26 protein-coding genes are annotated in these 25,367 nt (G+C 73.1%); 8 read left to right on the forward strand and 18 right to left on the reverse strand.

Features of this window, described 5'->3' with window-relative positions:
- Window positions 1–18 precede the first annotated feature (18 nt).
- Window positions 19–1,983, forward strand: a complete 1,965-nt coding sequence (locus ACQP2F_RS12750; protein WP_433303701.1) for a cellulase family glycosylhydrolase — start codon at window positions 19–21, stop codon at window positions 1,981–1,983.
- A 57-nt stretch (window positions 1,984–2,040) separates the two neighbouring features.
- Here ACQP2F_RS12750 and ACQP2F_RS12755 read toward each other — a convergent pair whose 3' ends face one another.
- From ACQP2F_RS12755 to ACQP2F_RS12770, 4 genes are all read right to left on the reverse strand, one after another.
- The gene (locus tag ACQP2F_RS12755; RefSeq protein WP_433303702.1) at window positions 2,041–3,477 is read right to left on the reverse strand and encodes a sialidase family protein; all 1,437 of its coding nucleotides are present in this window, start codon (window positions 3,475–3,477) and stop codon (window positions 2,041–2,043) included.
- A gap of 11 nt (window positions 3,478–3,488) precedes the next feature.
- Complete coding sequence (locus tag ACQP2F_RS12760; RefSeq protein ID WP_433303704.1) at window positions 3,489–5,372, reverse strand: sialidase family protein; 1,884 nt, start codon at window positions 5,370–5,372, stop codon at window positions 3,489–3,491.
- A gap of 172 nt (window positions 5,373–5,544) precedes the next feature.
- Entirely contained in the window at window positions 5,545–9,039 is a 3,495-nt protein-coding gene (locus tag ACQP2F_RS12765) for a BTAD domain-containing putative transcriptional regulator (RefSeq protein WP_433307461.1), read from the reverse strand.
- Between the two features lie 45 nt (window positions 9,040–9,084).
- Window positions 9,085–9,990 carry a CPBP family intramembrane glutamic endopeptidase gene (locus ACQP2F_RS12770; RefSeq protein ID WP_433303706.1) on the reverse strand — a complete coding sequence of 302 codons (906 nt, stop codon included), beginning with the start codon at window positions 9,988–9,990 and terminating at the stop codon, window positions 9,085–9,087.
- On the opposite strand from ACQP2F_RS12770, the gene ACQP2F_RS12775 reads away from it, so the two are divergent.
- Window positions 9,989–10,441, forward strand: a complete 453-nt coding sequence (locus ACQP2F_RS12775; protein WP_433303708.1) for a hypothetical protein — start codon at window positions 9,989–9,991, stop codon at window positions 10,439–10,441. The two genes, ACQP2F_RS12770 and ACQP2F_RS12775, sit on opposite strands and share 2 nt — an antisense overlap.
- On the opposite strand, the gene ACQP2F_RS12780 is transcribed toward ACQP2F_RS12775, so the two are convergent.
- From ACQP2F_RS12780 to ACQP2F_RS12790, 3 genes are all read right to left on the reverse strand, one after another.
- Window positions 10,442–10,834 (reverse strand): hypothetical protein, encoded by a 393-nt coding sequence (locus ACQP2F_RS12780; RefSeq protein ID WP_433303710.1) that lies wholly within the window; start codon window positions 10,832–10,834, stop codon window positions 10,442–10,444.
- 67 nt (window positions 10,835–10,901) lie between these two features.
- Window positions 10,902–11,660 carry a hypothetical protein gene (locus ACQP2F_RS12785; protein ID WP_433303711.1) on the reverse strand — a complete coding sequence of 253 codons (759 nt, stop codon included), beginning with the start codon at window positions 11,658–11,660 and terminating at the stop codon, window positions 10,902–10,904.
- Window positions 11,661–11,728: 68 nt separating this feature from the next.
- Complete coding sequence (locus ACQP2F_RS12790) at window positions 11,729–12,268, reverse strand: hypothetical protein (RefSeq protein ID WP_433303713.1); 540 nt, start codon at window positions 12,266–12,268, stop codon at window positions 11,729–11,731.
- 106 nt (window positions 12,269–12,374) lie between these two features.
- Between ACQP2F_RS12790 and ACQP2F_RS12795 the strand changes: the two genes are divergently transcribed.
- Together ACQP2F_RS12795 and ACQP2F_RS12800 are read left to right on the forward strand one after the other, a co-directional pair.
- Window positions 12,375–12,929, forward strand: a complete 555-nt coding sequence (locus ACQP2F_RS12795; RefSeq protein WP_433303715.1) for a TetR/AcrR family transcriptional regulator — start codon at window positions 12,375–12,377, stop codon at window positions 12,927–12,929.
- A gap of 33 nt (window positions 12,930–12,962) precedes the next feature.
- Entirely contained in the window at window positions 12,963–14,066 is a 1,104-nt protein-coding gene (locus ACQP2F_RS12800) for a RuBisCO large subunit C-terminal-like domain-containing protein (RefSeq protein WP_433303717.1), read from the forward strand.
- Here the strand turns inward: ACQP2F_RS12800 and ACQP2F_RS12805 are convergent.
- From ACQP2F_RS12805 to metX, 4 genes are read right to left on the reverse strand one after another with little or no spacing between them, the layout of a single operon-like run.
- A complete protein-coding gene (locus ACQP2F_RS12805) occupies window positions 14,053–14,499 on the reverse strand; it encodes a cupin domain-containing protein (protein ID WP_433303719.1) in 447 nt (148 codons plus the stop codon). The genes ACQP2F_RS12800 and ACQP2F_RS12805 overlap by 14 nt on opposite strands.
- Before the next feature lie 8 nt (window positions 14,500–14,507).
- Entirely contained in the window at window positions 14,508–14,990 is a 483-nt protein-coding gene (locus tag ACQP2F_RS12810) for a CoA-binding protein (RefSeq protein WP_433303721.1), read from the reverse strand.
- Complete coding sequence (locus ACQP2F_RS12815; protein ID WP_433303722.1) at window positions 14,987–16,282, reverse strand: O-acetylhomoserine aminocarboxypropyltransferase/cysteine synthase family protein; 1,296 nt, start codon at window positions 16,280–16,282, stop codon at window positions 14,987–14,989. Before ACQP2F_RS12815 ends, ACQP2F_RS12810 begins: the two co-directional genes overlap by 4 nt.
- Complete coding sequence (metX, locus tag ACQP2F_RS12820; protein ID WP_433303723.1) at window positions 16,279–17,493, reverse strand: homoserine O-acetyltransferase MetX; 1,215 nt, start codon at window positions 17,491–17,493, stop codon at window positions 16,279–16,281. Before metX ends, ACQP2F_RS12815 begins: the two co-directional genes overlap by 4 nt.
- A 99-nt stretch (window positions 17,494–17,592) precedes the next feature.
- Between metX and ACQP2F_RS12825 the strand changes: the two genes are divergently transcribed.
- Both ACQP2F_RS12825 and ACQP2F_RS12830 read left to right on the forward strand, forming a co-directional pair.
- Complete coding sequence (locus ACQP2F_RS12825; protein ID WP_433303725.1) at window positions 17,593–18,141, forward strand: OsmC family protein; 549 nt, start codon at window positions 17,593–17,595, stop codon at window positions 18,139–18,141.
- Window positions 18,142–18,199: 58 nt separating this feature from the next.
- Window positions 18,200–19,393, forward strand: a complete 1,194-nt coding sequence (locus ACQP2F_RS12830; protein ID WP_433307462.1) for an NAD(P)-binding domain-containing protein — start codon at window positions 18,200–18,202, stop codon at window positions 19,391–19,393.
- A 17-nt stretch (window positions 19,394–19,410) separates the two neighbouring features.
- Here ACQP2F_RS12830 and ACQP2F_RS12835 read toward each other — a convergent pair whose 3' ends face one another.
- Complete coding sequence (locus tag ACQP2F_RS12835; RefSeq protein WP_433303727.1) at window positions 19,411–19,656, reverse strand: hypothetical protein; 246 nt, start codon at window positions 19,654–19,656, stop codon at window positions 19,411–19,413.
- 147 nt (window positions 19,657–19,803) lie between these two features.
- Here ACQP2F_RS12835 and ACQP2F_RS12840 point away from each other — a divergent pair, with 147 nt between their 5' ends.
- Window positions 19,804–21,084, forward strand: coding sequence for a PKD domain containing protein (locus ACQP2F_RS12840; protein WP_433303728.1), 1,281 nt, complete (start codon window positions 19,804–19,806; stop codon window positions 21,082–21,084).
- Between the two features lie 171 nt (window positions 21,085–21,255).
- Here ACQP2F_RS12840 and ACQP2F_RS12845 read toward each other — a convergent pair whose 3' ends face one another.
- Entirely contained in the window at window positions 21,256–21,633 is a 378-nt protein-coding gene (locus ACQP2F_RS12845) for a hypothetical protein (RefSeq protein WP_433303730.1), read from the reverse strand.
- Window positions 21,634–21,737: 104 nt separating this feature from the next.
- Between ACQP2F_RS12845 and ACQP2F_RS12850 the strand changes: the two genes are divergently transcribed.
- On the forward strand, window positions 21,738–22,160 hold the full coding sequence (locus tag ACQP2F_RS12850; RefSeq protein ID WP_433303732.1) for a VOC family protein: 423 nt from the start codon (window positions 21,738–21,740) through the stop codon (window positions 22,158–22,160).
- On the opposite strand, the gene ACQP2F_RS12855 is transcribed toward ACQP2F_RS12850, so the two are convergent.
- From ACQP2F_RS12855 to ACQP2F_RS12875, 5 genes are all read right to left on the reverse strand, one after another.
- Window positions 22,139–22,741, reverse strand: a complete 603-nt coding sequence (locus ACQP2F_RS12855; protein ID WP_433303734.1) for a dihydrofolate reductase family protein — start codon at window positions 22,739–22,741, stop codon at window positions 22,139–22,141. The two genes, ACQP2F_RS12850 and ACQP2F_RS12855, sit on opposite strands and share 22 nt — an antisense overlap.
- Window positions 22,742–22,820: 79 nt before the next feature.
- Window positions 22,821–23,477, reverse strand: a complete 657-nt coding sequence (locus ACQP2F_RS12860; protein WP_433303736.1) for an ABC transporter permease subunit — start codon at window positions 23,475–23,477, stop codon at window positions 22,821–22,823.
- A gap of 1 nt (window position 23,478) precedes the next feature.
- Window positions 23,479–24,513, reverse strand: a complete 1,035-nt coding sequence (locus ACQP2F_RS12865; protein WP_433303738.1) for a methionine ABC transporter ATP-binding protein — start codon at window positions 24,511–24,513, stop codon at window positions 23,479–23,481.
- On the reverse strand, window positions 24,510–25,130 hold the full coding sequence (locus ACQP2F_RS12870; RefSeq protein ID WP_433307464.1) for a MetQ/NlpA family ABC transporter substrate-binding protein: 621 nt from the start codon (window positions 25,128–25,130) through the stop codon (window positions 24,510–24,512). Before ACQP2F_RS12870 ends, ACQP2F_RS12865 begins: the two co-directional genes overlap by 4 nt.
- A complete protein-coding gene (locus ACQP2F_RS12875; protein WP_433303740.1) occupies window positions 25,037–25,363 on the reverse strand; it encodes a hypothetical protein in 327 nt (108 codons plus the stop codon). Before ACQP2F_RS12875 ends, ACQP2F_RS12870 begins: the two co-directional genes overlap by 94 nt.
- Window positions 25,364–25,367: the final 4 nt, after the last annotated feature.

Here is a 25,367-nt window from a genome sequence, read left to right on the forward strand (position 1 = left end):
GATCAAGGAGACCGTGGCATGCGGAGAGCTCTCGTCGCCGTCATCGCGGCCCTGACCGGCGCGGTCGTCCTGGCCGGACCGGCCGCCGCGGCGCAGCCCGCGTTCGTCACCCGCGTCGGCAGCACGCTGAAGCTGGACGGCAAGCCGTTCCGCTTCGGCGGGACGAACAACTACTACCTGTTCTACAAAAGCCGGGCGATGGTCGACGACGTCTTCGCCGACGCACGGACGGCCGGCTTCGACGTGCTGCGGACCTGGGCGTTCGGCCTGATCGGCAACGCCGACGGCAGCAACTCGGTGGCCCCGGCGCCGGACGGCGTCTACTTCCAGTACTGGGACGGGGAGAAGCCGGCCTTCAACGACGGCCCGGACGGCCTCGAACGGCTCGACTACGTGATCGACGCGGCCCGGCGCCACGGGCAGCGGCTGGTGCTGCCGCTGACCAACAACTGGTCCGACTTCGGCGGCATCGACCAGTACGTGCGGTGGCGCGGCGCCGCGTACCACGACGACTTCTACACCGATCCGGTGATCAAGGGCTGGTACCGGGACTACCTGAGTCATGTGCTGAACCGGGTCAACACGATCACCGGCGTCCGGTACAAGGACGACCCGACGATCATGACGTGGGAGCTCGGCAACGAGCCGCGGTGCAAGGGCTCCGGGGTCTACCCGCCGAGCGGCCACTGCACCACGGCCACCCTGACCGGCTGGGCCGGCGAGATGACCTCGTACCTCAAGTCGCTCGACCGCAACCACCTGGTCAGCGTGGGCGACGAGGGCTTCTTCTGCGACGGCCCGGACGCTCCCGACTGGATCGACAACTGCGGCGAGGGCGTGGACAGCATCGCGCTCGCCTCGCTGCCGTCGGTCGACGTGATGTCCTACCACCTCTACCCGGACGGCTGGGGCAACCGCACCGCGCAATGGGCCGACGACTACATCACCCGGCACAACGTCGCCGCGAAAAGGCTCGGCAAGGCGGTGATGCTCGGCGAGTTCGGCTGGACGGACAAGGCCACCCGCAACCCGGTCTACCAGGACTGGACCAACACCTTTGCCCGTACGGGTGGGAACGGCTTCCTCTACTGGATCCTCTCCGGGTCACAGGACGACGGTTCGCTCTACCCGGACTACGACGGGTTCACCGTGTACTGCCCGAGCCCGGTGTGCACCACGATCTCCAACGCCACCACGGAGATCTCGTCCGGGCAGCGGTCCCTGCCGCCGGTCGCCGACCACGACATCGCGACCACGGCCGCGAACACGCCGGTGACCGTGCATCCGGCGGCCAACGACATCGCGTACCGCACCAAGCTCCGCCCGGCTTCGATCGACCTCGACCCGGCGGTCAAGGGCCGCCAGACCACCGCCACCGTCACCGGCGGCGTCTTCACCGTCGACAGCGCCGGCACGCTCGCCTTCACCCCGTCCGCCGGGTTCGCGGGCCGGGCGGCGGTGTCGTACGTGATCCAGGACCAGGCCGGCCGGTGGTCGAACGTGGCCACGGTGACGGTCACGGTCAAGCCCGACCCGTCCGCGACGCAGACGCTCTTCTCGTTCGAGGACGGCGTCGAGGGCTGGGCGCCCGCGTCCTGGCAGACCAACGCCGGCACGGTCGAGCAGACCACCGACTTCGCCACCCTGGGCGCCCACGGCCTGCGCGTCGCCGCGGCCGACGGCGGCTGGTTCGGCGTCACGTTCCCCGAGCCGATCGACATGTCCGGCCGCTCGGCGCTGAGATACGACCTGCGCACGAGCGCGACGGCGGGCACGAACGCGGCCGTCGCGGTGCAGACCGGCGACGGGTACGCGTGGTGCCAGTCCGGGTTCACCTGGGTCAACCAGGACACCACCACCACGGCATCGATCGACCTGCAGACCGAGATGTCCTGCGACAGCGCGGCCCTCCGCGACGTACGCGTCCTGTGGGTCTACATCAACCCGGGCACGGTCGACCTCGACAACGTGCGCCTGGAGTAGACCTCGGCCGATGGTGGCGGCGCCCACGGTCAGCGCGACCGTGGGCGCCGCGTCTTGTCATCGGGCGGTTGTGGCGACGGGTCGCTTCTGGACGGTGGTGGTGGCCGGGGCGAGGCCGGCGGCGGTGTTCGTGCCGCCGGTGACGGCCAGGCCGCCGGTCGGCACGAACATGCCGAGATGCAGGCTGGATCCGGTGGGCGCGGTGGCGACCGGAAGGATCGGGTACGCGTTGAGGCCTGCGCGCACCGAGGTCGAGATGTAGTCGCCGAACATCCGGCCCTGCGAGGTGTTCGGGATCCAGGACAGGTTCATCGGCCCGGCCAGTTGCTTCGCGCCGCTCCACGAGGCGCCGCCGTTGGTGGAGCTGATGAAGCCGGCGTCGAGCACGCACGTGGACGCGGTGCACGACGAGGTCGGGTAGTAGTAATAGGTCAGCCCGATCCGGGCCGACCCGCCGGAGCTGGCCGGGTCGACGCCGATGCCGGGCACGAAGTGGTCGACCGTGCTGGTGGTGGCGTCGATCGGCACCCGGGTCGGCGCCGCCCAGGTGGTCTCGCTCGTCGACTTGGAGATCACGATGTCATTGCGCGGGCAGCCGCTGCGGAATCGGCAGTCCGACCAGCTGACGTAGACGGTGCCGGCGGCGTCGGCCTCGGCGCTGGGCAGCGGCTCCTCGCGGAGTCCGCCGGCCGGGTCGTGGTGGCTGATCGTGCTGACCTGGACGGTCGAGTTCCACGAGGCGCCGCCGTTGGTGCTGCGGAACGAGCGGATCGTGTCCGACAGCGACAGGTACGGCACGATGACGTGGCCGTTGGGCAGGACGACCGGCTGGCCGCCGAGACCGGTGTGCGTGCCGCCGGGCGCCAGCGCCGCGCCCCAGCTCGCGCCGCCGTTGGTGGACGTCCGCATCCGGATCGAGTCGCCGGCGCTGGTGATGTCGTACTCGGTGTAGCAGTTGCCGAAGAACGGGCTGCTCGACGTGTTGTCGCAGACGATCCAGTTCTTGTCCAGCGAGCCGGTGGCCGTCGTGACCGGGTTCGACCAGGTCACCCCGCCGTTGGTGGAGCGGCTGGTCAGCACGTTCACGGAGGAGCCGCTGATACCGAGGCTGGAGATCAGCCAGACGTTGTGCTTCGCGTCGAAGGCGACCGAGGCGTCACTGGCCTGACCGTACGGGCCCCCGCCGTTGGTGGTTATGCCCGGCAGGAAGCCGTTCGTCCAGGTCGCGCCGCCGTCGCCGGAGCGGGTCCAGCCGATGTTCGAGGCGCCGCCGCCGGAGACCCGGCCGACCTGGAACGCGCTGACGATGGTGCTGCCGAACGCGTACGTGTCCGGCTCGACCTCGCTCTGATGTTGTGCCTGCGCGTCGGTGTAGGGATCGGTGCTGACCTGGGTGACGGGGACGTTGGCGGCCGCCGGCGTGGTGGTCGTCAGCAGCAGGGCCACGGCGGCCGGCACGGCCAGGACGCTGGCGCGCAGCAGAGAGACTCGCATGACGGAACCCCCTATCTGATCGGTACGCCGACGGTGTAGACGTCCTGGTCGTTGGCGACCGAGGCGTTGGCGGCGCCGCCCTGGCACACCTCGGGCGGCGTGGTCGGCGTCCCGGTGCCGGGGCACAGGAACAGGTCGACCGGCCGGGTGTCCGACCAGACCGGGTGCGCGGTGCGGTTGGTGACCGCCACGCCGGCGTAGTCGCCGTAGAACGTGCCGTTGAACTGGGTCGGCGGCGGCATGCTGGACGAGGTGGCCCGGTCGTGCCGGAACGTGGACGTGTTCCGGGACTGCGACACGGTGAAGTCGGAGAAGCCGGTGTTCTCGTCCGAGCCGTACTGGCGGTCGTAGTAGCCGGCCACGAACGTGCCGTTCGGCGTGTAGGCGGCGCCCTGCCAGAATTGGTCACTGCGGGCCTGGCCCGGCGCGGTGGTCACCACCGGCGCGGTGCGTGGCTCGGTGGCGGCGAAGCTGGCCCCGCCGTCGGTCGAGACCGACAAAAGGATGTCGTTGTTGCAGGTCCCGGTCTTGACCCCGGTGTAGAGGTTGTTCCCACTGGCCGCGACGCCGGCCGGCGTGCAGCCGGTGGACTCGTTGGAGTGCCGGTTGATGTAGGAGCCGTAGGTCACCGCGACCCGGCTCGGCCGGGCGGGATCGACGGCGCCGATCGCGTAGTTGGTGGCCCGGAAGATCGAGTTCGCCGAGGGGCCCTTCTCCGGGATGCAGGCCCGGCCGGGGTCGGCGCCGTTCTGGTAGGTCGCGCAGTCCGGCAGCTCGTTGTAGTAGCCGACGCGGACCGGCGGCGCGAAGGTGGCCCCGCCGTCGGTGGACTTCGACAGCAGCATCTGGTTGCGGTTCTCCGGCGCGACGACCGCGTTGTTGAAGTTCGCGTAGACCACGTAGAGGGTGCCGTCGGGCGCCGTGAACGGCTGGGAGAACTGGTTCTCGTTGCAGGTGCCCTGCGGCGTCGGCAGCCCGAAGGTGTTGTCGCACAGCGGGCTGTTCGTGCTCACCACGACCGGGGTGCTGAACGTCTCGCCATAGTCGGCCGAGTACGCCTCGTAGATGTAGCCCGTGCCGTCGGCGGCGAACGTCGTCCAGGTGACGTAGACCCGGTCACGGAACCGGCTGGTACGGCTGTTGTCGACGGTCATCAGCTGCTTGTCGAGCAGGAAGTCGCCGGCCCCGGCCACGTCGTTGTGCTCGGTCACCGGCCGGCCCGGGAAGTTCCAGGACGCCCCGTTGGTGCCGGTGGACCGGTAGACGTAGAACGCGCTGGACTGGTCGGGGTTGGGCGAGGCGACCGGCCCGCGCAGGAACGTCTGGCAGGACAGGTAGGCGTTGCCGCGGGTGTCCCAGGCGACCGAGGTGTCGCCACTGGCCTGCCAGTACTGCCGGGGTGCGCCGAACGCGGTGCCCCGGGTGAAGCCGTTGGGGGTGGTCGCGTCGGCCCACGTCCGTCCGGCGTCCACCGAGTACGACACACCGCACGTACCGTCACCGCGGCGGTAGTCGTTGTAACTGCTGATCACGTGGTTGGCGTTGGCCGGATCGACCGCCACCCACGTCTCGTTCTGCGCCTGCGCGCGCCCCTGCAGGTCGGGGTCGGTGAGGTTCAGGCAGTTCTGGTTGACCTTGACGTCGGGGCCGAAGCGGCCGGTGCAGGCCGCCCTCGCCGGGCGGAAGCCCCCGGTGCCCGGCGCCGCCCCGCGCAGGGCGGCCGGCGCGCCCAGCTCGGACGTGAGCAGCCCGGAGGCCAGCCGTTTCTGGATGCTGTTGAGCTGCTGGTAGCCGAACGGCGCCGCGGCGGCGGTGGACCCGCTCACCACGTTCAGCGAGAGGGCGGCGAGAGCGCCGACTGCCAGGAAAGAGATGGTGCGTCGTAATCGCGGCATGGTGAGCTCCTTTGCCCGGATCGCGATTCGGTCCTCCCTTGTGGACCAGCCGACGCTAGGCACGCGCGGAGATCGATCGACATCGACCATTTGGGCAGGCGATGACCGTCGATCGTTTCCCGATCCGGTGCGGGGGAACCCGTAGCTCGCGAGAGTGACCGAAAAGGGTCGCTCAGCGAAGCTTCTCCACCCGCTTCGCGAACGGGGCGAAGCCGAACAGATCGCAGATCTCCGCCGCCCGGTCCAGCTCGGCCCCGGCCGCCGGGTCGCCGAGCAGCGCCAGCACGCCGCCGCGGTAGAGCGAGGCCGGGCCGAGCATCGTGGTGCCGGCCCAGAGCACGATCACCGTGTCGCCGTACGCCCGCAGGGCCGGCAGCAATGCTGCCGCCCGCTCGGCGTCGCCCAGCTCGAGGTAGACGTCGGCGAGCAGGATCGTCCGCACCGGCTCGCGGACGCCGGCGCCCGGATAGGCGCGGAGCCGATCGATCGCGGCGTAGGCGACCTCGCGCCGGCCGGCCTGGGCGTGCGCCTGGGCGAGCACGCCCAGCCAGTCCGGGTCGACGGTCGCCGCGAGGTCGACGACCTCCGAGACGACCTCGGGCAGGCGGTGCTCGTGCCAGGCGATGATGCCCTCCACGGTCTGCCGCGACATCCGCGTCACCTCGGCCGCGGCCGGCGAGACGGTGGGCGCGGCCGTGACCGCCTCGTCGGCGATCCGCCGGGCCTCGGCGTAGTCGCCGCGGGCCAGCGCCAGCCCCGCGTGCCACCACGAGTCGAGCAGCAGCAGATCACCGTCCCCGCGGCGGGAGGCCAGCCGCGTGTACCGCCGTGAGACGGCGTCGCACTCCTCGGCCTGCACGGTCCCCATCAGCGCGCAGCGCAGGAGATGGAGGGCGGTCGCCTCGTACGCGGGATGGTCGGCGGCCGCGCGCAACATGGCCCGGGCGAGATCCACCCGGCCGGCCGCCCGGTCGGGCGTCCACCGGGCCACGAATCCCGCCACGGCGGCGCGAGCCCGGGCGGCAACGAGCGCTCCCGCGGCGTCGGCCGGCGCTTGCGCCGCGGTCGGCGAATCGGCCGCTTCGTCGGCCACCGCCGAGGCCGCCTCGTCGACCGTCGCCGAGGCCGCCTCGGCCAGGGCCGGGCCGTCGTCGTGGCCGGTTGACGCCCGCTGCACGGCCCGGGCGGCGAGCACCTGCGAGCGCAGCGTCGGCTCCAGCCGCTCGGCGCGGGCGGCGGCGTCCTCCAGCAACCGCACGTCGGTGGCGGCGGGCGCGCCGACCGAGGCCCAGTAGCCGCCCACGCCTCCGCCGGCCGACGCCAGCGCCGCGCGGGCCAGCCGGTCGTCGTCGCCGCGCCGGCGGGCGACCTCGGCCTCGGCCCGCAGCGCGGCGGCGCTCTCCTCCAGCAGGCCGAGCCGGCGCAGCGCCGCCCCGCGGACGTGTTGCAGGTCGGCGAGCAGGTCCTCCTCGCCGGCCGGGACATGCGCCAGCCCCCGCGCGGCCAGCTCGGCCGCCTCGCCGTCGCCGGCCCGGTCCAACGCCTCCCGGGACGCCCGCAGGCAGGCCCGGGCGGCGGCCGGATCGGGCGCGCCGGCGGCGGCCTCGCTGCGGTGCACGGCGATCGCGGCCGCCGACGTGGCCGCGGCCGCCGCCGCCTCGAGCGCGTCGGCCAGCCGTCCGTGCAAGGCCGCCCGGCGCGCCGGCCCGAGCTCGGCGAGCACCACCTCCCGGACGAGGTCGTGCCGCACCCGCAACCGCCCCGGCGCCGGCTCCGCGAGCAGCCCGGAGCGCAGGGCGGGAGAGATGGCCGCGTCCGGGCCGGAGCGCGAAGCCGGCAAGCCCGCCGCGTCCAGGCCGGAGCGCCCCGCGGCGTCGACGTCGGAGCGGACGGCCGAGGACGCGGCCGCGCCGGGGCGGTCGAGCGCGGCGGCGACGATGGCCACGGCGACGTCGCGGCCGGCCACCGCCACGGCGCCGACCAGGTCGGCGGCTTCCTCCGGCAGCGCGGCCAGCCGGAGGCGCAGCACGTCGCGGACGCCCGCGGGCACCGCGTCGCCGGCGGCCGGCGCGGTCAGCACGGCCAGCTCGGTCACGAAGAACGGGTTGCCCCCGGAGCGTTCGGCGAGCGACCGCGCCGCGTCCGGCCCGGGGTCGTGGCCGCGCAGGCCGGTCGCGAGGGCGCCGACCTCGTCCCGGGTGAGCCCGGTCAGCGCCAGGCGGCGGGCGCCCGGCAGCCGGGCGGCGAGGGCGAGGATCCGGGCCGGCCCGGGCTCGGCGGCCGCCTCCTCCCGGCACGTCACGGCGATGGCCGCGCGGGCGTCGCGGAGCTCGGACAGCACGATCTCCAGGACGTGCACCGAGTCGGGGTCGGCCCACTGCACGTCGTCGAGGACGATCAGCACCGGCCGGTCGGCGGCCAGCGCGCGCAGCCAGCGGGTCACCTCGAGACCGAGCGCGAACCGGGCCCCGGCATCGCCACCTGCCGCCGCGTCGGGCAGGCCGCCGAGGATCTGCTGCCACGGCCAGTACGGCGGCGCCCCGCCGATCGGCGAGCACCGGCCCCAGCGGGCGGTCGCGCCGGCCCGACCGGCGAACGCCTCGACCAACCGGGTCTTGCCGATCCCGGGCTCGCCGGTGACCACGACGGCGGTGGTGCGCCCGGCGCCGGCGGACGCCCAGGCCTCCTCGAGCGCCGCCAGCTCCACCCGGCGCCCGACAAAGCCGTCCGCCTCGACCGCGGGTGCGCCCAACCCGGCGGTCGGCCGCAAAGAGGGCGGAGAGGCGATCGGCGGGGGAGGAGCGGCCGCGAAGACCGGCGAGGAAGGAGCGGCGGCGGAGGCGGTCGGCGCGGAAGACGCGGCGGCGGAGGCGGTCGGCGCGGAAGACGCGGCGGAAACGGCCGGCGCGGGAGGAGCCGCGAGGCCGGCGTCCTGGCGCAGCATCGCGGCCTCCAGGCGGCGCAGCTCGGGCGCCGGGTCCAGCCCGAGCTCCCCGGCGAGCAGCTCCCGGGCCCGGCGCAGCACCTCCAGCGCCTCGGCCTGCCGTCCGGCCTGGTACATCGCCCGGGCGAGCAGGGCCTGCGCCCGTTCCCGCAGCGGGTTCTGCGCCGCGACCGCGACCAGGTCGGCCACCAGCTCCGGCCCGCGGCCCTGGGTCAGGCGCGCCTCGGCCAGCTCCTCGACGGCGGCCAGCCGCAGCTCCTCGAGCCGGACCCGGGCCGGCTGCACGTCCACCACGTCGGCGACATCGTCGTACGGCCGCCCGCGGAACGCCTCCAGGGCCCCGGCGAGCAGCTCGGCCCGCTCGGCGGCGGAGGCGGCGTCCCGGGCCCGGCCGACCAGGTCGGCGAACCGGTGCGCGTCGACCGCGTCGCGGGGCAGCTCCAGCGCGTACCCGTTGCCGCGGGTCACCAGGATCGCGGCGTCGCGGGCCGGGCGGCCGGGCTCCAGCAGGCGGCGCAGCCGGGCGACGTACCCCTGCAGGGTGGTCAGCGCCGTGGCCGGCGGCCGGCCCCGCCAGAGCCGCTCGGCCAGCACCTCGGCCGGCACCGCCTCGCCCTCGGCGGCGGCCAGCAACGCGAGGACATCGGCGGGCCGTCGCCCGCCGAGGTCCAGCTCGGCTCCGTCGGAGATCGCGCGGGTCGGGCCCAGCACCCGGATTTCCATGTGCACCGGAGCAGCCTAGGCGCTGTCCGGCCGGTGGCCTCATGATCAGCGGCGGGTGCCCGGCGCGGTGCCGCCGTCCGGCGTACGCACCAGGGGAGCAAACCGCCACCAGAGCAGCGCCCCGGCGATACCGGTGATCACGGACATCAGGCCGGTCTCGGTGGCGAACCACCCGCTGTGCGCGTTCTCCACCGTGAGCGGCGTGAGCACGTGGTACATCACGGCGTTGCCGACCGCGTGGGCGATCACGCCCGGCCAGATGCCCCAGCGCAGCTGCATGTTGGCCAGGACGGCACCGAGCGCGGTGTTGAACACCGTGAACAGCACGACACCCATGATCGGGGGTACGCCCTGCGGGGTGCCGCCGAGCAGCAGGATGAGCGGCCAGTGGAAGGCCGACCAGGCGAGCCCGCCGACCAGCACGACCGTGCGCGGGCCGCTGATCTCGGCCAGCCGGTTGACCAGCACGCCGCGCCAGCCGATGTCCTCGCCGATGGCCAGCGGGATGTACGGCAGGGTCAGCACGGTGAGCCCGAGGAGCACCGACGGGCTCAGGCCGCCGGAATCGAAGCCGGCCGCGCCGGTCACCCACACCAGCACGCCGCCGGCGAGGGTGGCGGCCAGCGCGTAGAGCCAGGCGATGCCGATGCTGCGCCACGACGTACGGCGGAAGCCGAACCCGGGCCGGCGCAGCGTGCCGTGCGTGGCCAGCCGCGCCACCAGCGCCCCGATCAGCGGGAAGGCGGCCTGGCCGTACATCGCGGCCTGGCCGAGCGCGGTGGCGTCGTCGATGTGCCGCACGTCGACGTCCTGGCCGAGGGCCACGGTGGTGCTGGCGGCGAGCAGGGCCGCGGTGGTGCCGAGGAAGACCGCGATCTCCTTGATCGCGCTCTTGCGGTTGACGAGGGTCGCCGCCGGGGTGGTGGTGGCGGTGATGGTGGTGTCTGTCATGCCGATGACGGTCGGGGACGCCGCTGGCGGCGCGCTGGTGCCGCGCTGGTCGCCGCCGACCAGCGCACGACCAGCGGCGCCGGGGACGGTGGGCGGCATGACGGAAGCCGGCCTCACCGAGGTGACGATCGCGGCCGGTACGGCGTTGCGGCGCTGCCTCGCGCGGCGCTCCGACCTGGTCCTGTACGTGGTGGCCGGCCACGCGGAGGTCTTCTCCGGCGCGACCGGCCGCACGGTGGCCCCCGGCGAGGCGGCGGTCTGCGCGCGCGGCCGGCCCTGGCAGATCCGCTCGCGCGGCGGCGAGGTCAGGCTGCTGGCGCTGGCCGTACCGGCCGGTCCGGAGGCGGTGCTGCGGGCGCTCGCCCGGTCGCCGGCCCTGGACGACGCCACGCTGCTGGCCCTGGCCGTCGACGGGGGAGTGGAGCTCCTGCTGCCTCCGCTGGAAGCCTGACTACCCGTCCTCGGGGTCGTCCGGCGGCAACGTCGGGAACGGCGGCGGCGTGACCGACGGATCGGCCGTCGCCGGCGGCTCGGTGGTCGGCGGCTGCGAGACCGGGTGGCCCGGCGGCAGCGGGAAGCACTCGGGGTCGACCGGGTCGCACGGCTCGTCGCCGCCCGGCGGGAACGGCGGCGGGCTCAGCGTCGGCTCGGCGGTCGGCGGCGTGGTCGGATCGGCCGAGCCGGTCGGGATCGGCTTGTGCGGCGGCTCCGGGAAGCTCGGATCGGCCGAGACGGTCGGCGCGGGCGGCGGCGGCCCGTCGGCGTACGCGGGCCAGGCGCCCGCGAAGACACCGGCGGTGATGGCCGCGACCGCGGCCAGAGTCAGAGCATGCTTGCGTCGCATCGCATTCCCCCGTTTGGAACAGCGAGCCGCCGGTTGGCGGCCCGGCGCAGGCAAAGATAACAGTCGATCACCTCCGGCGCAGCCCCGTTGCCGCCGCTCCACGATGGACCCGCCGGTGCAGCTGCTGGACGGCGCGCATCTGGTCGGCGAGCGAGTCCATCACGTTCTGCGCGACCAGCGGGTCGTAGGGCCCGGGCACCGGCTCGTACCGGTACTGCCACGACACCGTGTTGCTGAAGGCGAGCACGTGCACGGCGAGCTTGGTGCCATCCCTCGCGGTCAGGACATAGGCCAGCTGTACGCGATCCCGCCGCACCGCCGCCAGCTCCCCGTCAGCCGTGAGCCGGCCCGTCACCGAGACCCGGGTGCCGCCGCAGGCGCTCAGGGCGCCGGCCAGCCGGGCGAGCTCCCGGCCGGCGCCCGCGGCACCGGCGAACCGGTAACTGAACAGCGAGACGGCCGACGGGCGCAGCGCCCAGAACGTGCCGACGCCGTCGAGCGCGCCGGGCGGCGGCCGGTTGAGCACGCTCGCCTCGAACAGCGGCTCGCAGGCGGCCGGCGTGACGGTGCCGGGCTCGGCGGCCACGCGGCGGGGGTCGATGACCGAGGCGTCGTTGGTGCCGTCGGAGCGGACCATGCCCGCGTACACCCCTTGCAGATCGGACCCGGTGAACGGCGGCGCCGGCGCCGGCCGCAGCCGCCATGCGGTCAGGCCGCCGGCCACCGCCAGCGCCAGCGCGATGAGGGCGGCCAGGCCGCGCCGCGAGAGCCGGCGCGGCCGGTCGGAGCCGTGCGTGAGGATGTCGGTGGTGGGCGGGTGCGTCACCGGAGCCTCCCGTCGTCGCGGGTGGATCCACGCTGCCACCAATCGCCGCGGCTGACCAGACGCCGGCCTCAGCGGTCGCCGGCGCGGCCCAGGCGCAGGGCCGACACCAGGAAGAAGATGCCGCCGAGGAGGGCGTAGCCGGCCAGGCCGCGCAGCGAGGCGCCGTCCGCGGCCGCCTGCACGATGAAGGACGTGCCGGCCAGCGTCGAGATGGCCCCGCTGAGGATCATCGGCCACTGCCCGCCCAGGCGGCGCCGGCCGACGCCGACGAAGAGCTGCACCAGCCCGGAGACGATCGCCCATGCGCCCCAGACCCGCAGCACCGCCGGGATCCCGGCGGCCGCGGCGATCGCCAGGCCGCCGGCGGCCGCCGCGCTGATCGCGATGTTGACGTAGAGGGCGGCGTTCCGCGTCGAGCGCGCGTCGACCACGGCGGCGGCCACGTCGAACAGCGGATAGAGCACCAGCAGCGTCACGCTCAGCGGCCCGAGGTGCCGGCCGGAGGCGAACAGCAGCGCCGCCCAGACCAGTGCGAACCCGAAGCGGGCGAAGTACAGCCGGCGGAGCGGCGCGGCGATGCCGGCGGTGGTGGAAGCGACAGCGGTCATGACGGCCTCTTTAGGTAGACTAACTAGTAACTCTACGAACGGACATCAGGATGCCCGGCCGGCACCGCGAAGCGCAAGAGGATGTGAGGTCCGTACCATGGGAGCCGTGACGACGCCGGTACGGGAACGCCTCATCGAGGCCGCGACCGAGCTCTTCTACGCGCAGGGCCTGCGGGCGGTGAGCGCCGATCGGATCATCGAGCGGGTCGGCACCACGAAGGTCACCTTCTACCGCCACTTCCGCACCAAGGACGACCTGGTCGTGGCCTATCTGGAGGGGCGGGCGGCGATCGAGCGCGAGGGCGTCGGCGGCGCCGTGGCCCGGGCCGGCGGCGACCCCGAGACCGCGCTGCGCCTGATCTCCGAGGGCCTGGGCGCGGTCGCCTGCAGTCCCGGCTTCCGCGGCTGCCCGTTCATCAACGCCGCCGCCGAGTACCCCGACCCCGACGGTCCGGTGCGTCGCGTCGTCGACCGGCACCGGGCCTGGTACCGCGCGATGTTCGAGCAGCTCATCGCCCCGCTCGGCCTGCACGACCAGGCGGCCGTCGCCGACGAGCTGATGCTGCTGCGCGACGGCGCGATGGTCGCCGGCTACCTGGGTGACCCGGCCGCCGCCGGCGGCGCCTTCCTCCGCGGGTGCCGAGCGGTGATCCGTAAGTAGACCCACTCGTCTACCAGGTCTAGGGTCGGGGGTATGCGCGAGGTCATCACCGCCGTCTACGAGATCACCGCGGACGACCCGGCCGGGCGGGCGGAGCTGGTCGCGGTCGAGCAGAGCCACGAGCTGCCGACCGAGCTGGCGCCGGCGAACGCGGTGCGCGACTCGCTCGCGCACGTGCGGTCGGTGGTCGAGCGGGCCGGGCGCCCGGCGCTGGTCACCGTCGACTATCCGGCCGGGCTCGCCGGCGGCGAGCTCGGTCAGCTGCTGGTCCTGCTGCTCGGCAACGTCTCGCTCCAGGACGGCGTACGCCTGGTCGACCTCACCCTGCCCGCCTCGCTGGCGGCCGCGCTCCCCGGGCCGCGCCTGGGCATCGCCGGCATCCGGGCCCGGGTGGCCGAGCCGGTCCGGCCGCTGCTCGCGACCGCGCTCAAGCCGGTGGGGACGACCCCCGAGCAGCTGGCCACTCTCGCCTACGACGTCGCCGCCGGCGGCTTGCACGTGGTCAAGGAGGACCAGAGCCTGGCCAACCAGCCGTGGGCGCCGTTCGCCGAGCGGGTGCCGCGGGTGGCCGAGGCGGTGCGCCGCGCCAACGACGACACCGGCGGCCACAGCGTCTACCTCCCGGTCGTCAACGGCGCCGCCGCCGGCTTCGGCGAGCAGGTCCGGTTCGCGCGGACGGCGGGTGCACACGGAGTCCTGGTCATGCCCGGGGTCGCCGGCTTCGGGGCGCTCGCGCACGCGGCCGAGCTCTTCGACGGCGGCATCGTGCTCGCCCACCCCTCGTTCCTGGGCGGGTTCACCGCCTCCGCGAGCCACGGCATCGCCCCCGACGTGCTCTTCGGCACGCTGCTGCGGCTGGCCGGCGCCGACGCGACGATCTTCCCGAGCTGGGGCGGGCGGTTCAGCCTCGGGCGGGACGAGTGCCTGGCCATCGCGGCGGCGGCCCGGCGACCGCTGCACGGCCTGGCGCCCACGCTGCCCACGCCGGGCGGGGGCATGTCGATCGATCGGGCGCCCGAGCTGCTCGACGCGTACGGGCCGGAGACGCTCTTTCTGGTCGGCGGTGACCTGCGGCGCGGTGGAGATCCGCGAAGAGCGGCCGAACGGCTCGTGGCCGCGACCGTCAGACCCGGATGAAAGCCGCGATCTCCGGATCGCGCCGCAGCTCGCGAAGGTCCTCGCCGGTGGGCAGCACCGGCCGGTCGCGATCCACCACCACCGCGCAGAGGAAGCCGAACGGCTCGTCGCCGGACGCCCGGAACTGGTGCCATCCCCAGCTCGGGACGAAGGCGACGTCGTGGGTCGCGAGCGGCACCACCCGGTCCACGATCAGCGCGTGGCCCCGGCCCCGGATGGGCACCACGACGTGGGTGTGCTCGTGCCGCTCCAGCGTCGTGTGGCCGCCGGGACCGACCTCGAAGTAGCGCAGCGACGTGCCCTGGCCGTGCTCCGCGCCGGTGAGGACCTGGCGGGTCACCGATCGGTAGGTGTCGTCGTCCTCCTTGTACGCGAGCACCTCGCCACCCTCCCAGACGAAGGGCTCGCGCTGGCCACGATGGGTGGACGGCATGATCGCGCCTACTGCAACCCGGTGCGTACGGCGGTGATGCGCTGGGTGTTGAAGCCGAGCCAGTGCATCCGGCCCACGTACCGGGCGTGCTCGACCTTGAGGCACCGATCCATGATCACCGTGAGCCCGCCCTCCTCGGCGATCCGCGCACCCTCCAGGTTGATCACGCCGAACTGGCACCAGAGGGTGCCCGCCCCGATCGCCACGGCGTCGCGCGCGATCTCCGGCAGCGCGCCGGGCGCCCGGAAGACGTTCACCACGTCGACCGGATCGGGCACGTCGCGCAGGCTCGGATAGCTGGTCTCGCCCAGGATCTCGGTCTCACGCGGGTTGACCGGGATGACCCGGTAGCCGTGCCGCTTGGCGTAGTAGCCGACGAAGTTGCTGGCCCGCAGCTGGTTGCCGGAGAGGCCGACGATGGCGATGGTCCGGGCCGTGTGCAGCACCCGCTGGATGTTCGTCACGTCCTGGTACCGCTCGAGCCCGCTCATGCCGCCGCCACCTTCCCCAGCGCCTGCTCCAGGTCCCAGATCAGATCCTCCACCGATTCGGTGCCGACCGACAGCCGTACCGTCCCCGGGCCGACCCCCGCCGCCTGCAGCTCCTCGTCGCTCAGCTGGCGGTGGGTCGTGCTCGCCGGATGGATGATCAGGCTCTTGGCGTCGCCCACGTTGGCCAGGTGCGACCAGAGCGTGACGTTGCGGATCAGGTCCTGGCCGCCGGTCCGCCCGCCGGCGCAGTCGAACGAGAACACCGCGCCCGCGCCGCGCGGCAGGTACTTGTCGACCAGCGGCCGGTAGCGGCTGGCGGCCAGGCCCGGGTGCCCGACCCGGGACGCCAGCGGGTGCGACTCCAGGAACTCCGCCACCTTCAGTGCGTTCGCCACGTGCCGCTCCATCCGCAGCGACAGCGTCTCGAGGCCCTGCAGGAAGAGGAAGGCGTTGAACGGCGACAGCGCCCCGCCGAGGTCGCGCAGCGTCTCCGCGCGCAGCTTCATGAGATAGCCGTACGTCCCGAACGTCTCGTGGAACTGCAGGCCGTGATAGGCGGGGGAGGGGTCGGCCACCACCGGGAAGCGGCCGTTGGACCAGTCGAAGGTGCCGGCCTCGACCACCACCCCGCCGATGCTGGTGCCGTGCCCGCCGATGAACTTGGTCGCCGAGTGGACGACGATGTCGGCGCCCCACTCGATCGGGCGGCACAGATAGGGCGTCGCGAACGTGTTGTCCACGATCAGCGGCAGCTGGTGCTCGTGGGCGATCGCCGCCACCGTCTCGATGTCGAGGACGTTGCCGCCGGGGTTGCCGATCGTCTCGCCGAAGAACGCCTTCGTGGCCGGGCCGACCGCCTTGCGCCACGCGTCCGGATCGTCCGGATCGACCCAGGTGAGCTCGACGTTCATCTTGCGCAGCAGGTGCTTGAGCTGGTTGACGGTGCCGCCGTAGAGCGCCGACGAGGCGACCACGTGGTCACCGGGCTCGAGCAGCGTGAACAGGGCCGCCGCCTGGGCCGCGATGCCACTGGCGAAGGCGACCCCGCCGGACCCGCCCTCGAGGTTGGCCACCCGCTCCTCGAAGACCGCCACGGTCGGGTTCATGATCCGGGAGTACGTGTTGCCGTACTCCTGGAGGTTGAAGTAGGCGGCCGCCGACTCCGGGTCCTCGAACACGTAGCTGGTGGTCTGGAAGATCGGCACGGCACGGGCGCCGGTGTTCGGCTCCGGCCGTTGCCCGGCGTGCAGCTGGCGGGTCTCGAACCCGAACTCGTGCGCCTGCTCGATCACTCGGGAGTCTCTCCTTCTCGGTGCAGGAACCGCCTCACCAGCGGCGTCTGCCGGCCTTCTTCCAGCAGGAAACAGTCATGGCCGTACGGCGCGTCGATGACGTGCAGCTCGACCGGCTTGCCCAGCTCGGTCAACGCCTGCTCGATCTGCTGCGACGCGATCGGGGGGTAGAGCCAGTCAGAGCTGAAAGCGATCAACAACGTACGGGCGGAGACGCCGGCGAGCGCCCGGGTGAGCGAGCCGTCCCCGTGCTCGCGGGCCAGGTCGAAGTAGGTCAGCGCCCGGGACAGCCGCACGTAGGTGTTGGCGTCGAAGCGCCGCACGAACGAGCCGGCCTGGTGGTCGAGGTAGCTCTCGATCTCGAACTCGGGCTCGCCGATCGTGTAGCGGATGTCGTCGGCGAACTGGAGCCGCCGGCCGAACCGCTCGTCGAGCGCCGGCGCCGACAGGTAGGTGATGTGCCCGACCATCCGGGCCACGCCCATCCCCGCGTCCGGCCGCCGGCCGGTCCCGTAGTAGTCGCCGCCCTGCCAGTCCGGGTCCCGCATGATCGACTCGCGCGCGATCGCGTTCCAGGCCACCCCCTGCGGGTGCAGCGCGTGGGTGGAGGCGATGACCACGATCGCGTCGACCTGCTCCGGATACATGACCGCCCACTGCAGCGCCTGCATGCCGCCGAGCGAGCCCCCGGCCACCGCGGCCAGGCGCTCGATGCCGAGCTCGTCGAGGAACGCCCGCTCGCAGCGCACCATGTCGGCGACGGTGAGGACCGGGAAGCTCGAGCCGTACGGCCTGCCGGTCGCGGGGTCGGCCGACGACGGCCCGGTCGTGCCCCGGCAGCCGCCGAGCAGGTTCGTCGAGACCACGTAGTAGCGGTCGGTGTCGAACGCCTTGCCCGGCCCGATCATGCCGTCCCACCAGCCCAGGGCCTTGCCGGCGGCGCCGTCCCGGCTCTCCGCCGCGAAGCCGTCGCGGGTGCTCGCGGCGGGCGCGGTCGCCGAGAAGCCGGCCGCGTGGGCGTCGCCGCTGAGGGCGTGACAGACCAGGATGACGTTGTCGCGAGCGGGGGAGAGCGTGCCGTACGTCTCGTAGGCCACCCGGACCGCGGGCAGCTCACGGCCGCAGTCGAGCGGCAGCGGGGCCGGCAGGTCGAGGTACCGCGTCTCGACGGTGCCGACCGAGCCGGCCGGAAGGGTCGAGCGTGTCACCATGCGGGCGACTATAGCTATACGGCGTCTGGGCAGGCCAGTATTGTTGTCGCGAATCCCGATGGGGTTAGTAGGATACCGGTCGAAAGGGAGAATCGGCACATGACGACGGTGGATAACGGGGTCAACGTGCAGGCGCTGCTGGAAGCGCGGGAGGCCCTCAAGGGCGCGCCCGAGGCGGCCCAGTTCACCTGGCGGGCAGCCTCGAAGTGGGAGAACGGCGTGCACAGCACCACCAGCGTGCAGAAGTTCTTCGGCCTCGGTCAGGAGCAGCAGCACAAGAACGAGACGGTGTTCTCGGCCGACCACCCCGAGGTCTTCGCGGCCGAGGACCAGGGCATCACCCCGATCGAGTACCTGCTGGTCGGCCTGGCCGGCTGCCTGACCGCGGGCGTCGCCTCGGTGGCGCAGAACCGCGGCATCCAGCTGCGCTCGGTCGAGGCCACGGTCGAGGGCAACCACGACATCCGGGGCATCCTGGGCGCCGACAGCGACGTCCGCAACGGCTTCAACGACGTCAAGGTCACCTTCCACATCGACGCCGACGCCTCCAAGGAGGAGATCGAGGCGCTGGTGGCCCAGTCGCAGAAGCGGTCGGCGGTCTACGACGCCCTGACCAACCCGACCGACATCACCGTCGAAGTCGCTTGATCGGGGCAGAGTCATAGAAAGCATCACCACGGTCGTCGTCGGCGCCGGGCACTCCGGCCTGGCCGCCAGCCGTTTCCTCACCGACCGATCGGTCGATCACGTCGTCCTCGAGCGCGGCGAGGTGGCCAACTCGTGGCGGCGCGAGCGCTGGGACTCGCTGCGGCTGCTCACGCCGAACTGGCTGAGCCGGCTGCCGGGCCATGCCTACGACGGCCCGGACCCCGACGGCTACATGGGGATGGGCGAGGTGGTCGAGTTCATCGAGCGCTTCGCCCGGGCCGTCCAGGCGCCGGTGCGCACCGGCACGAACGTCACCTCGGTGCGCCCGGCCGGCGCCGGCTACCGGGTCTCGACCAGCGGGGGTGACCTGCTCTGCCGCTCGGTCGTGCTGGCCGGCGGCGCCTGCAACGTGGCGACCGTGCCGGCCTTCGCCGCGGCGCTGCCGTCGCCGGTCGAGCAGCTGACCCCGCTCGCGTACCGCGGGCCCGGCCAGCTTCCCGAGGGCGGCGTGCTGGTCGTGGGCGCCTCGGCGACCGGGGTCCAGCTCGCGGCCGAACTGCAACGGTCCGGCCGCCAGGTCACGCTGGCGGTGGGGGAGCACGTCCGGCTGCCGCGCGTCTACCGGGGCCGTGACGTGCTGTGGTGGATGCACGAGTCGGGCGTGTGGGACCAGCGGTTCGACGAGGTCGACGACCTCACCCGGGCTCGCCGGCTGCCCTCGCCGCAGCTGGTGGGCACGCCCGGGCGCGAGACGCTCGACCTCAACGCGCTGACCGCGCTCGGCGTCGAGCTGGTGGGGCGGTTCGCGGCCGTACGGGACGGGGTCGCCCTGTTCTCCGGCGGCCTGCGCAACGTGTGCTCGCTCGCCGACCTCAAGATGAACCGGCTGCTGGCCACGTTCGACGAGTGGGCCCGCGCCACCGGCCGCGACGCCGAGGTGGGCCCGTCCGAGCGGTTCGCGCCGACCGTCGCCCCGGCCACCACCCGCCTGCGGCTGGACCTGCGCGGCGGCGAGATCGGCTCGGTCCTCTGGGCGACCGGCTTCCGCCCCGACTACGGCTGGCTCGACGTACCGGTGCTCGACGAGAAGGGCCGGCTGCGGCACGAGGGCGGCGTGGTCGACGCGCCCGGCCTCTACGCTCTGGGCCTGCCGATGCTGCGCCGGCGCCGCTCGTCGTTCATCAGCGGCATCGAGGACGACGCCCGAGCGGTGATCGGCCACCTGACCGGCGCCCTCGCCGGCCGTTACTGAGCGCCGCCGGCCGGCGCTCAGGCGAGCGGGGGCGCGTCGCCGTCGCGCCACGCCCCGGCGCCCGCGGAGACGGCGGTCCGGGCCCGGCGCCACTGCCGGCGCGCCAGCTCGGACGGCGGGGTCTCCATCTGTTCGATGCGCCGACGGGCGGCGACGGCCGCCGCGATCGTGGTGACGGTCGCACCGGCGATGCCGATGATGCCGCCGATCACGGTGAGAGCGGCGCCGGTGACGAGCAGGGTGGAGGTCATCGGTCGGGACATCACGCACCTCTTCCTCGGGGTCTGGCGCCTCACTATCGTTCCCGCGCGCCCGGGAAGTCCTCATTCCTGCCGGATGAGTCGCCACCCCCGGCCCGGTGCCTCGTTGATCAAATTGATCAACCAACTCCGACGTCCGAGGACCGACCGATGCAACGTGTGCTTGCCGCCCTTCTCGTGGTCATTGCCGCCACGACCGGGGTCACCACCCCCGCCGCCGCGGATCTCGCGCAGCCTGCGGTAGTCTCCGAGCATCCGGTCAGGTACACCCCGCACGTGCTGGACGGCGCCGTCTGGGCGATGACCGTCGTCGGCCGCACGGTGATCGTCGGCGGCGAGTTCACCAAGGTCGCCGACAGCACGCGCCGGCACACCTACGCCCGGCGCAACATCTTCGCCTTCGACCTGTACGACGGCTCGGTCCGCTCGTTCGCACCGGCGGTCGACGGCGGCGTGCACGCGCTGGCCGCCGGCCCCGGCGACACCGTCTACGCCGGCGGCAACTTCACCACCGTCAACGGCGTACGGCAGCGCGGCCTGGCCCGGCTGTCGCTGAGCGGCGACCGGGTGAGCGCCTTCCGCGCCACGGTCAACTACGGCGACGTCCGGGCCCTGGCCCAGCGCGACCACCGCGTCTACGCCGGCGGCACCTTCACCGCGATGAACGGCGTGCGCCGGGCCGGCCTGGCCCGCGTCGACGCCACCACCGGCGCGCTCGACACCGGCTTCGACGCCCGGCTGTCGGCGCCCGGCATGCGCGAGACCTTCGTCGAGAGCTTCGATCTGTCGCCCGACGGCCGGCGGCTGGTGGTGGTCGGGGCGCTCAAGCTCGCCGGCACGACCACCCGGGGCCGCATCGCGATGTTCGACGTCTCCGGCTCCCGGGCGGCCCTGACCGACTGGTACACCGACGCGTTCGCGGAGACCTGCGCTCCCAAGTTCGACGCGTACCTGCGCCAGGTGAAGTTCTCGCCGGACGGCTCGTACATCGTGGTGGTGACGACCGGCGGAACCTCGTCGCCGGTGAAGCTGTGCGACGCGGCCGCCCGCTTCCAGACCGCCGGCTCCGGCAAGCACGACCCGGTGTGGGTGCAGCACACGGGCGGCAACTCGCTGTCCGCCGTCGCGGTCACCGGCGCCGCCGTCTACCTCGGGGGGCACCAGCTCTACCTGGACAACCCGAACGGCCACAAGATCAAGGAGCCGGGCAAGCCGCCGGTCTACACACCGGGCCCGGGCGCCGTCATGCGCCCCGGCATCGGCGCCGTCGACCCCGCCACCGGGCGGGCGCTGTCCTGGAACCCGACCCGAAGCCGCGGCGTCGGGGTGCGTGCCTTCGTCGCGGTCCCGCAGGGGCTGCTGGTCGGCTCGGACACCGATGAGCTCGGCCACGAGTACCACGGTCGCGTCGGCATGTTCCCACTGCGTTGATCAGACCCCTCTCGGAACTGCGCTGAGCGGACCGACCTCGGAACTGCGGTGAGCAAACCCCACCCGGAACTGGGTGGGGGCGACCATAGGCCGGGCCTACGACATTTTCGCGGCGTTTTCCACAGTCAACTTCGGCGGCGCCGCCGGCAACCGCGATCTCGCGCGACGCGGTCAGTGGTCCACATCGCCGCGGTAGAGCTCGGCGTCGATCTCACGCTGGTCGGCGAGCTCTTCCCGTACGTCCGCCAGCCGCTCCCGCTCGTCGGCCAGGGCATCCCGCCGATCGGCCGTCCGATCGCGGCGGTCGGCGGCGGCGGTGCGCTCGTCAGCCGCCTCCTCGCGGCGCTCGGCCCGGCGGTCGCGCCCGTCCGCGGCCCGCTCCCGCAAGCTCACGATATGCTCCCGGCGCTCCACGTCCCCGGACCAGGCGTCGATCTCGGCGTCGCGCCGGTCCGAGGCCTCCTCCCGGACGGCAAGGCGCTGTTCCCGCGCGTCCGCCAGGCCCCGCCGGCGTAGCAGGTCGTCATGGTCGGAGAAGCCGTCGCCCACCGCTCGATTTTAGGCGCGGACCCGCATCCTCCGGCGACGCTATTGCATCAAATCGTTTTGATGTAACCTGCGGTGGTCAGCGACACCCGGCCGAGGGAGGCGCCATGGATTCCACCGTGCACGTCCGCTACCTGGTCGACGACGTCCAGGTCGCGATCGACTTCTACACGACGCATCTCGGGTTCGTCCCGGGCGAGACCACCTTCCCGCCGGCCTTCGCCGATGTGCGCCGTGGCCATCTGCGCCTGCTGCTGTCGGGCCCGGAGAGCTCGGCCGGCCGCCCGATGCCCGACGGCCGCAAGCCCGGCCCCGGCGGCTGGAACCGCATCCATCTGCTCGTCGAGGACATCGACGCCGAGGTGGCCCGGCTGCGGGCGGCCGGGGTGGCGGTCCGCAGCGATGTCGTGAGTGGTCCCGGCGGGCGGCAGATCGTGCTCGACGACCCGGCCGGTAATCCGGTCGAGTTGTTCGAGCCGGCGGCGAGCCGCGGCGCGCCCCCGGGTGGTCACGACCTGACGACGGCGTAGCGGACGTGGGTGGCCAGCGGCGAGCTGTAGGCCTTGACCACCCGGAGGTCGACGTCGCGGTCGAACCCCTCGAACAGCCGCTTGCCCCGCCCGAGGATCACCGGCGCGGTCGAGATGACCAGCTCGTCGACCTTTCCGGCCGCCAGCGCCTGCCGGATGACGGCGGCGCCGCCACCGATCGCGACGTCGCCGTCCCCGGCCGCCTCGGTCGCTCCCGCGAGGGCCGTGTCGAGGTCGCCGACGAACCGGAAGCCCGACTCCTTCGCCGGCTGGTCCGCGGTGCGGTGGGTCAGCACGAAGAGCGTCCCCGGGAACGGGTTGGTCCCGCCCCAGGCGCCGGCCGCGTCGTACATCCCGCGCCCGACCACGCCGGCGCCCATCGTCGCGACGAGCTCGTCGTAGAACTCCTTGTCCGGACCGTGCATCGCGAAGTCGTGGCCGCCCTCGTACGTCCACGGCCCGCCCATCACCCAGTAGTGCAGGCGCTCGCCCCCGCGGCCGAGGCCGAGCTCGGGCCCGTCGTCGGGGCCGGTGACGTAGCCGTCGACCGACGTCGTGATGGATGCGATGACCTTGCCCATGGTTCCTCCTCAGCCGGTTGTCGTCAGGACAGACCGGGCCCGGTGCTGAAACTCATCGCCGGCGGGCGGTGCGGCCCGGTCAGCGGCGCAGGGCCCGGCGGGCGAGGCTGTTGCCGAGGAACTGGCCGGCCTGGACGATGATGATGATCGTGGCCACCGTGATGTAGACGACCGTCCAGTTGTAGCGCTGCGAGCCGTAGGTGACGGCGAAGTCGCCGAGGCCGCCGCCGAACAGACCGGCCTGGGCGGACATGTCGACCACGCCGACGAAGATGAAGGTGTAGCCGAGGATCACCGGGCCGAGGGCCTCGGGGACGACCACGGTGAGCAGGATGCTCAGCGGCCGCGCGCCGGCCGCCCGGGCCGCCTCGATGACGCCGGGGTCGACCGCGAGCAGGTTCTGCTCGATGATGCGGCTGACCGCGAACGCCGCCGCCAGCGACAGCGCGAAGGTGACCGCGTCGGTGCCGATGGTGGTGCCGATCGTGACCAGCATGAACGGCTGGATGGCGGTCAGGAAGATCACGAACGGGATCGGCCGCACGATGTTGACCAGGATGTTGACCGCGATGAAGACGGGCCGGTTGGCGAGCAGGCTTCCCGGGCGGGTGGCGTAGAGGACCAGGCCGATGCCGAGGCCGAGCAGGCCACCGACCACTACCGAAATCAGCACGATGTAGAAGGTCTGCCCGATCGCCTCCCGGAAGACGGGCAGGTTGTCGAGGAACTCGTCCACGTCAGGCCTCCTCGGTCAGGATGATGCCGTCCGCGCGCAGGGCGTCCAGGGCCGCCCGGATCCCGCCGTCCGGGCCGGTCAGCTCGAAGGTCAGGCTGCCGATCGGCCGTTCCTGCAGCTCGTCGATGCCGCCGTAGATGATGTCGGCGGCGACGTCGTGGGCCAGGAACGTCTTGGCCAGGGCGGTCTGGAAGCCGGTGCGGTCGCGCAGGGTCACGGTGACGATCCGTCCGGGGTGCCGGTGGCGCAGCCGGGCCAGCGTCTCCGGCGACGGCCGGTCGCGCAGCGCGCCGCGGACGAAGTCGGCCGCGGCCGGCGTGCCCGGGTTGGCGAAGACGTCGTAGATCGCGCCCTCCTCGACGACGCGGCCGCCGTCCATGACCGCGACCCGGTCGGCGACGGCCCGGATCACGTCCAGCTCGTGCGTGATGAGCACGACGGTGACGCCGAGCTCGCGGTTGACCCGGCCGAGCAGCGCCAGCACCTCTCCCGTGGTCCGCGGGTCGAGCGCGCTGGTGGCCTCGTCCGCCAGCAGCAGCGAGGGCTCGGTGGCCAGCGCGCGGGCGATGCCGACCCGCTGCTTCTGGCCGCCCGAGAGCTGCTCCGGATGGTCGTGGGCGCGGTCGAGGAGCCCGACGAAGTCGAGCAGCCGGGCGACCCGCCGGTCCCGCTCGGCGCGGCCGACGCCGGCCACCTTCAGCGGGTACGCGACGTTGCCCGCGACCGTACGGGACCGGAACAGGTTGAACTGCTGGAAGATCATGCCGATGTCCCGCCGTACGGCACGCCGGTCGCGCTCGGGCAGCGCGGTGATCTCCTGGTCGCCGACGTGCACCCGCCCCGACGTCGGGGACTCCAGCCCGTTGATCAGCCGGATCAGCGTGCTCTTGCCGGCGCCGGAGTGGCCGATGACGCCGAACACCTCGCCCCGGGCGACGTCGAGGCTGACGTCGTCCAGGGCGACGACCTGCGCGCCGTTGCGGCCGCGCGTGAAGGTCTTGGTGACATGCTCGAGGCGTACGTGGCTGGCCTTCACTTGCCGGCGGCGACGGCCTGGTCCTGCACCGTCTTGAGCAGGCCCTGCAGGTCCGAGGCGGACACCTGGCGGAAGACCGCGGTGCCTCCGTTGGACTGCTGGACACCCTGCTCGACCGAGGCGTCGTGGTAGAGCGCGGCCAGCTTGAGGTACGTGGGGTTGTCCTTGTCCCCGGCACGGGCGACGAAGACGTTGACGTACGGCGCGGCGCTGGAGCTCGCCGGATCGTCCTTGAAGATCGCCGCCGCCTTGTCCAGCTTCGCGCTGGTCGCGTAGTTGTTGTTCACGATCGCCACCGCCACCGAGCCGGCCTGCAGCGCGCCCGCGGTCTGCGACGCGTCGAGCGTCACCACGTCGACCTTCTTGGTCTCGATGTCGGACGTGCCGGAGAACGCCGACCCGCCGTTCTTCAAGGTCACCAGGCCGGCCGACTGCAGCACCAGCAGCCCGCGGGCCTGGTTGATGGCGTCGTTCGGGATCGCCACCTTGGCCGAGGCCGGCAGCGCCGAGGGCGACTTGTACTTCAGGGAGTACAGCGGCAGCGGGTAGACCGCGGTGGCCCCGATCGGCTGCAGGTCGTCGTTCGAGGTGACGTTGTAGTTCGCCAGGTACTGGATGTGCTAACGGTGACATTCAGCTGCTGCTTGGCCAGGTCCGCGTACGTCTTCCAGTACGGCTCGGAGGCGTCGGCGACGCCGATCCGGACGGTCCGGGCCTGATCGCCGCCGTCCTTGCCGTCGTCACCGCCCGCGACGACCGCGACGATCACGCCGGCCGCGACGACGGCAACGGCCGCGGCGGCGGCGATCCACAGCCCGCGACGGCTGCGGCGAGGAGGCAGCGGCGCCACGTCG

Origin of the sequence: Actinoplanes sp. CA-030573 (genome assembly GCF_050951115.1) — a bacterium.
Classification (GTDB): Bacteria; Actinomycetota; Actinomycetes; order Mycobacteriales; family Micromonosporaceae; genus Actinoplanes.

What these genes read in the sequence shown, in the direction of transcription:
- ACQP2F_RS12750 (WP_433303701.1), top strand. Translation starts at nt 19, where the DNA reads ATGCGGAGAGCTCTCGTCGCCGTCATCGCGGCCCTGACCGGCGCGGTC.
- ACQP2F_RS12755 (WP_433303702.1), bottom strand. Translation starts at nt 3,477, where the DNA reads ATGCGAGTCTCTCTGCTGCGCGCCAGCGTCCTGGCCGTGCCGGCCGCC.
- ACQP2F_RS12760 (WP_433303704.1), bottom strand. Translation starts at nt 5,372, where the DNA reads ATGCCGCGATTACGACGCACCATCTCTTTCCTGGCAGTCGGCGCTCTC.
- ACQP2F_RS12765 (WP_433307461.1), bottom strand. Translation starts at nt 9,039, where the DNA reads ATGGAAATCCGGGTGCTGGGCCCGACCCGCGCGATCTCCGACGGAGCC.
- ACQP2F_RS12775 (WP_433303708.1), top strand. Translation starts at nt 9,989, where the DNA reads ATGCCGATGACGGTCGGGGACGCCGCTGGCGGCGCGCTGGTGCCGCGC.
- ACQP2F_RS12770 (WP_433303706.1), bottom strand. Translation starts at nt 9,990, where the DNA reads ATGACAGACACCACCATCACCGCCACCACCACCCCGGCGGCGACCCTC.
- ACQP2F_RS12780 (WP_433303710.1), bottom strand. Translation starts at nt 10,834, where the DNA reads ATGCGACGCAAGCATGCTCTGACTCTGGCCGCGGTCGCGGCCATCACC.
- ACQP2F_RS12790 (WP_433303713.1), bottom strand. Translation starts at nt 12,268, where the DNA reads ATGACCGCTGTCGCTTCCACCACCGCCGGCATCGCCGCGCCGCTCCGC.
- ACQP2F_RS12800 (WP_433303717.1), top strand. Translation starts at nt 12,963, where the DNA reads ATGCGCGAGGTCATCACCGCCGTCTACGAGATCACCGCGGACGACCCG.
- ACQP2F_RS12805 (WP_433303719.1), bottom strand. Translation starts at nt 14,499, where the DNA reads ATGCCGTCCACCCATCGTGGCCAGCGCGAGCCCTTCGTCTGGGAGGGT.
- ACQP2F_RS12810 (WP_433303721.1), bottom strand. Translation starts at nt 14,990, where the DNA reads ATGAGCGGGCTCGAGCGGTACCAGGACGTGACGAACATCCAGCGGGTG.
- metX (WP_433303723.1), bottom strand. Translation starts at nt 17,493, where the DNA reads ATGGTGACACGCTCGACCCTTCCGGCCGGCTCGGTCGGCACCGTCGAG.
- ACQP2F_RS12825 (WP_433303725.1), top strand. Translation starts at nt 17,593, where the DNA reads ATGACGACGGTGGATAACGGGGTCAACGTGCAGGCGCTGCTGGAAGCG.
- ACQP2F_RS12835 (WP_433303727.1), bottom strand. Translation starts at nt 19,656, where the DNA reads ATGTCCCGACCGATGACCTCCACCCTGCTCGTCACCGGCGCCGCTCTC.
- ACQP2F_RS12840 (WP_433303728.1), top strand. Translation starts at nt 19,804, where the DNA reads ATGCAACGTGTGCTTGCCGCCCTTCTCGTGGTCATTGCCGCCACGACC.
- ACQP2F_RS12850 (WP_433303732.1), top strand. Translation starts at nt 21,738, where the DNA reads ATGGATTCCACCGTGCACGTCCGCTACCTGGTCGACGACGTCCAGGTC.
- ACQP2F_RS12855 (WP_433303734.1), bottom strand. Translation starts at nt 22,741, where the DNA reads ATGGGCAAGGTCATCGCATCCATCACGACGTCGGTCGACGGCTACGTC.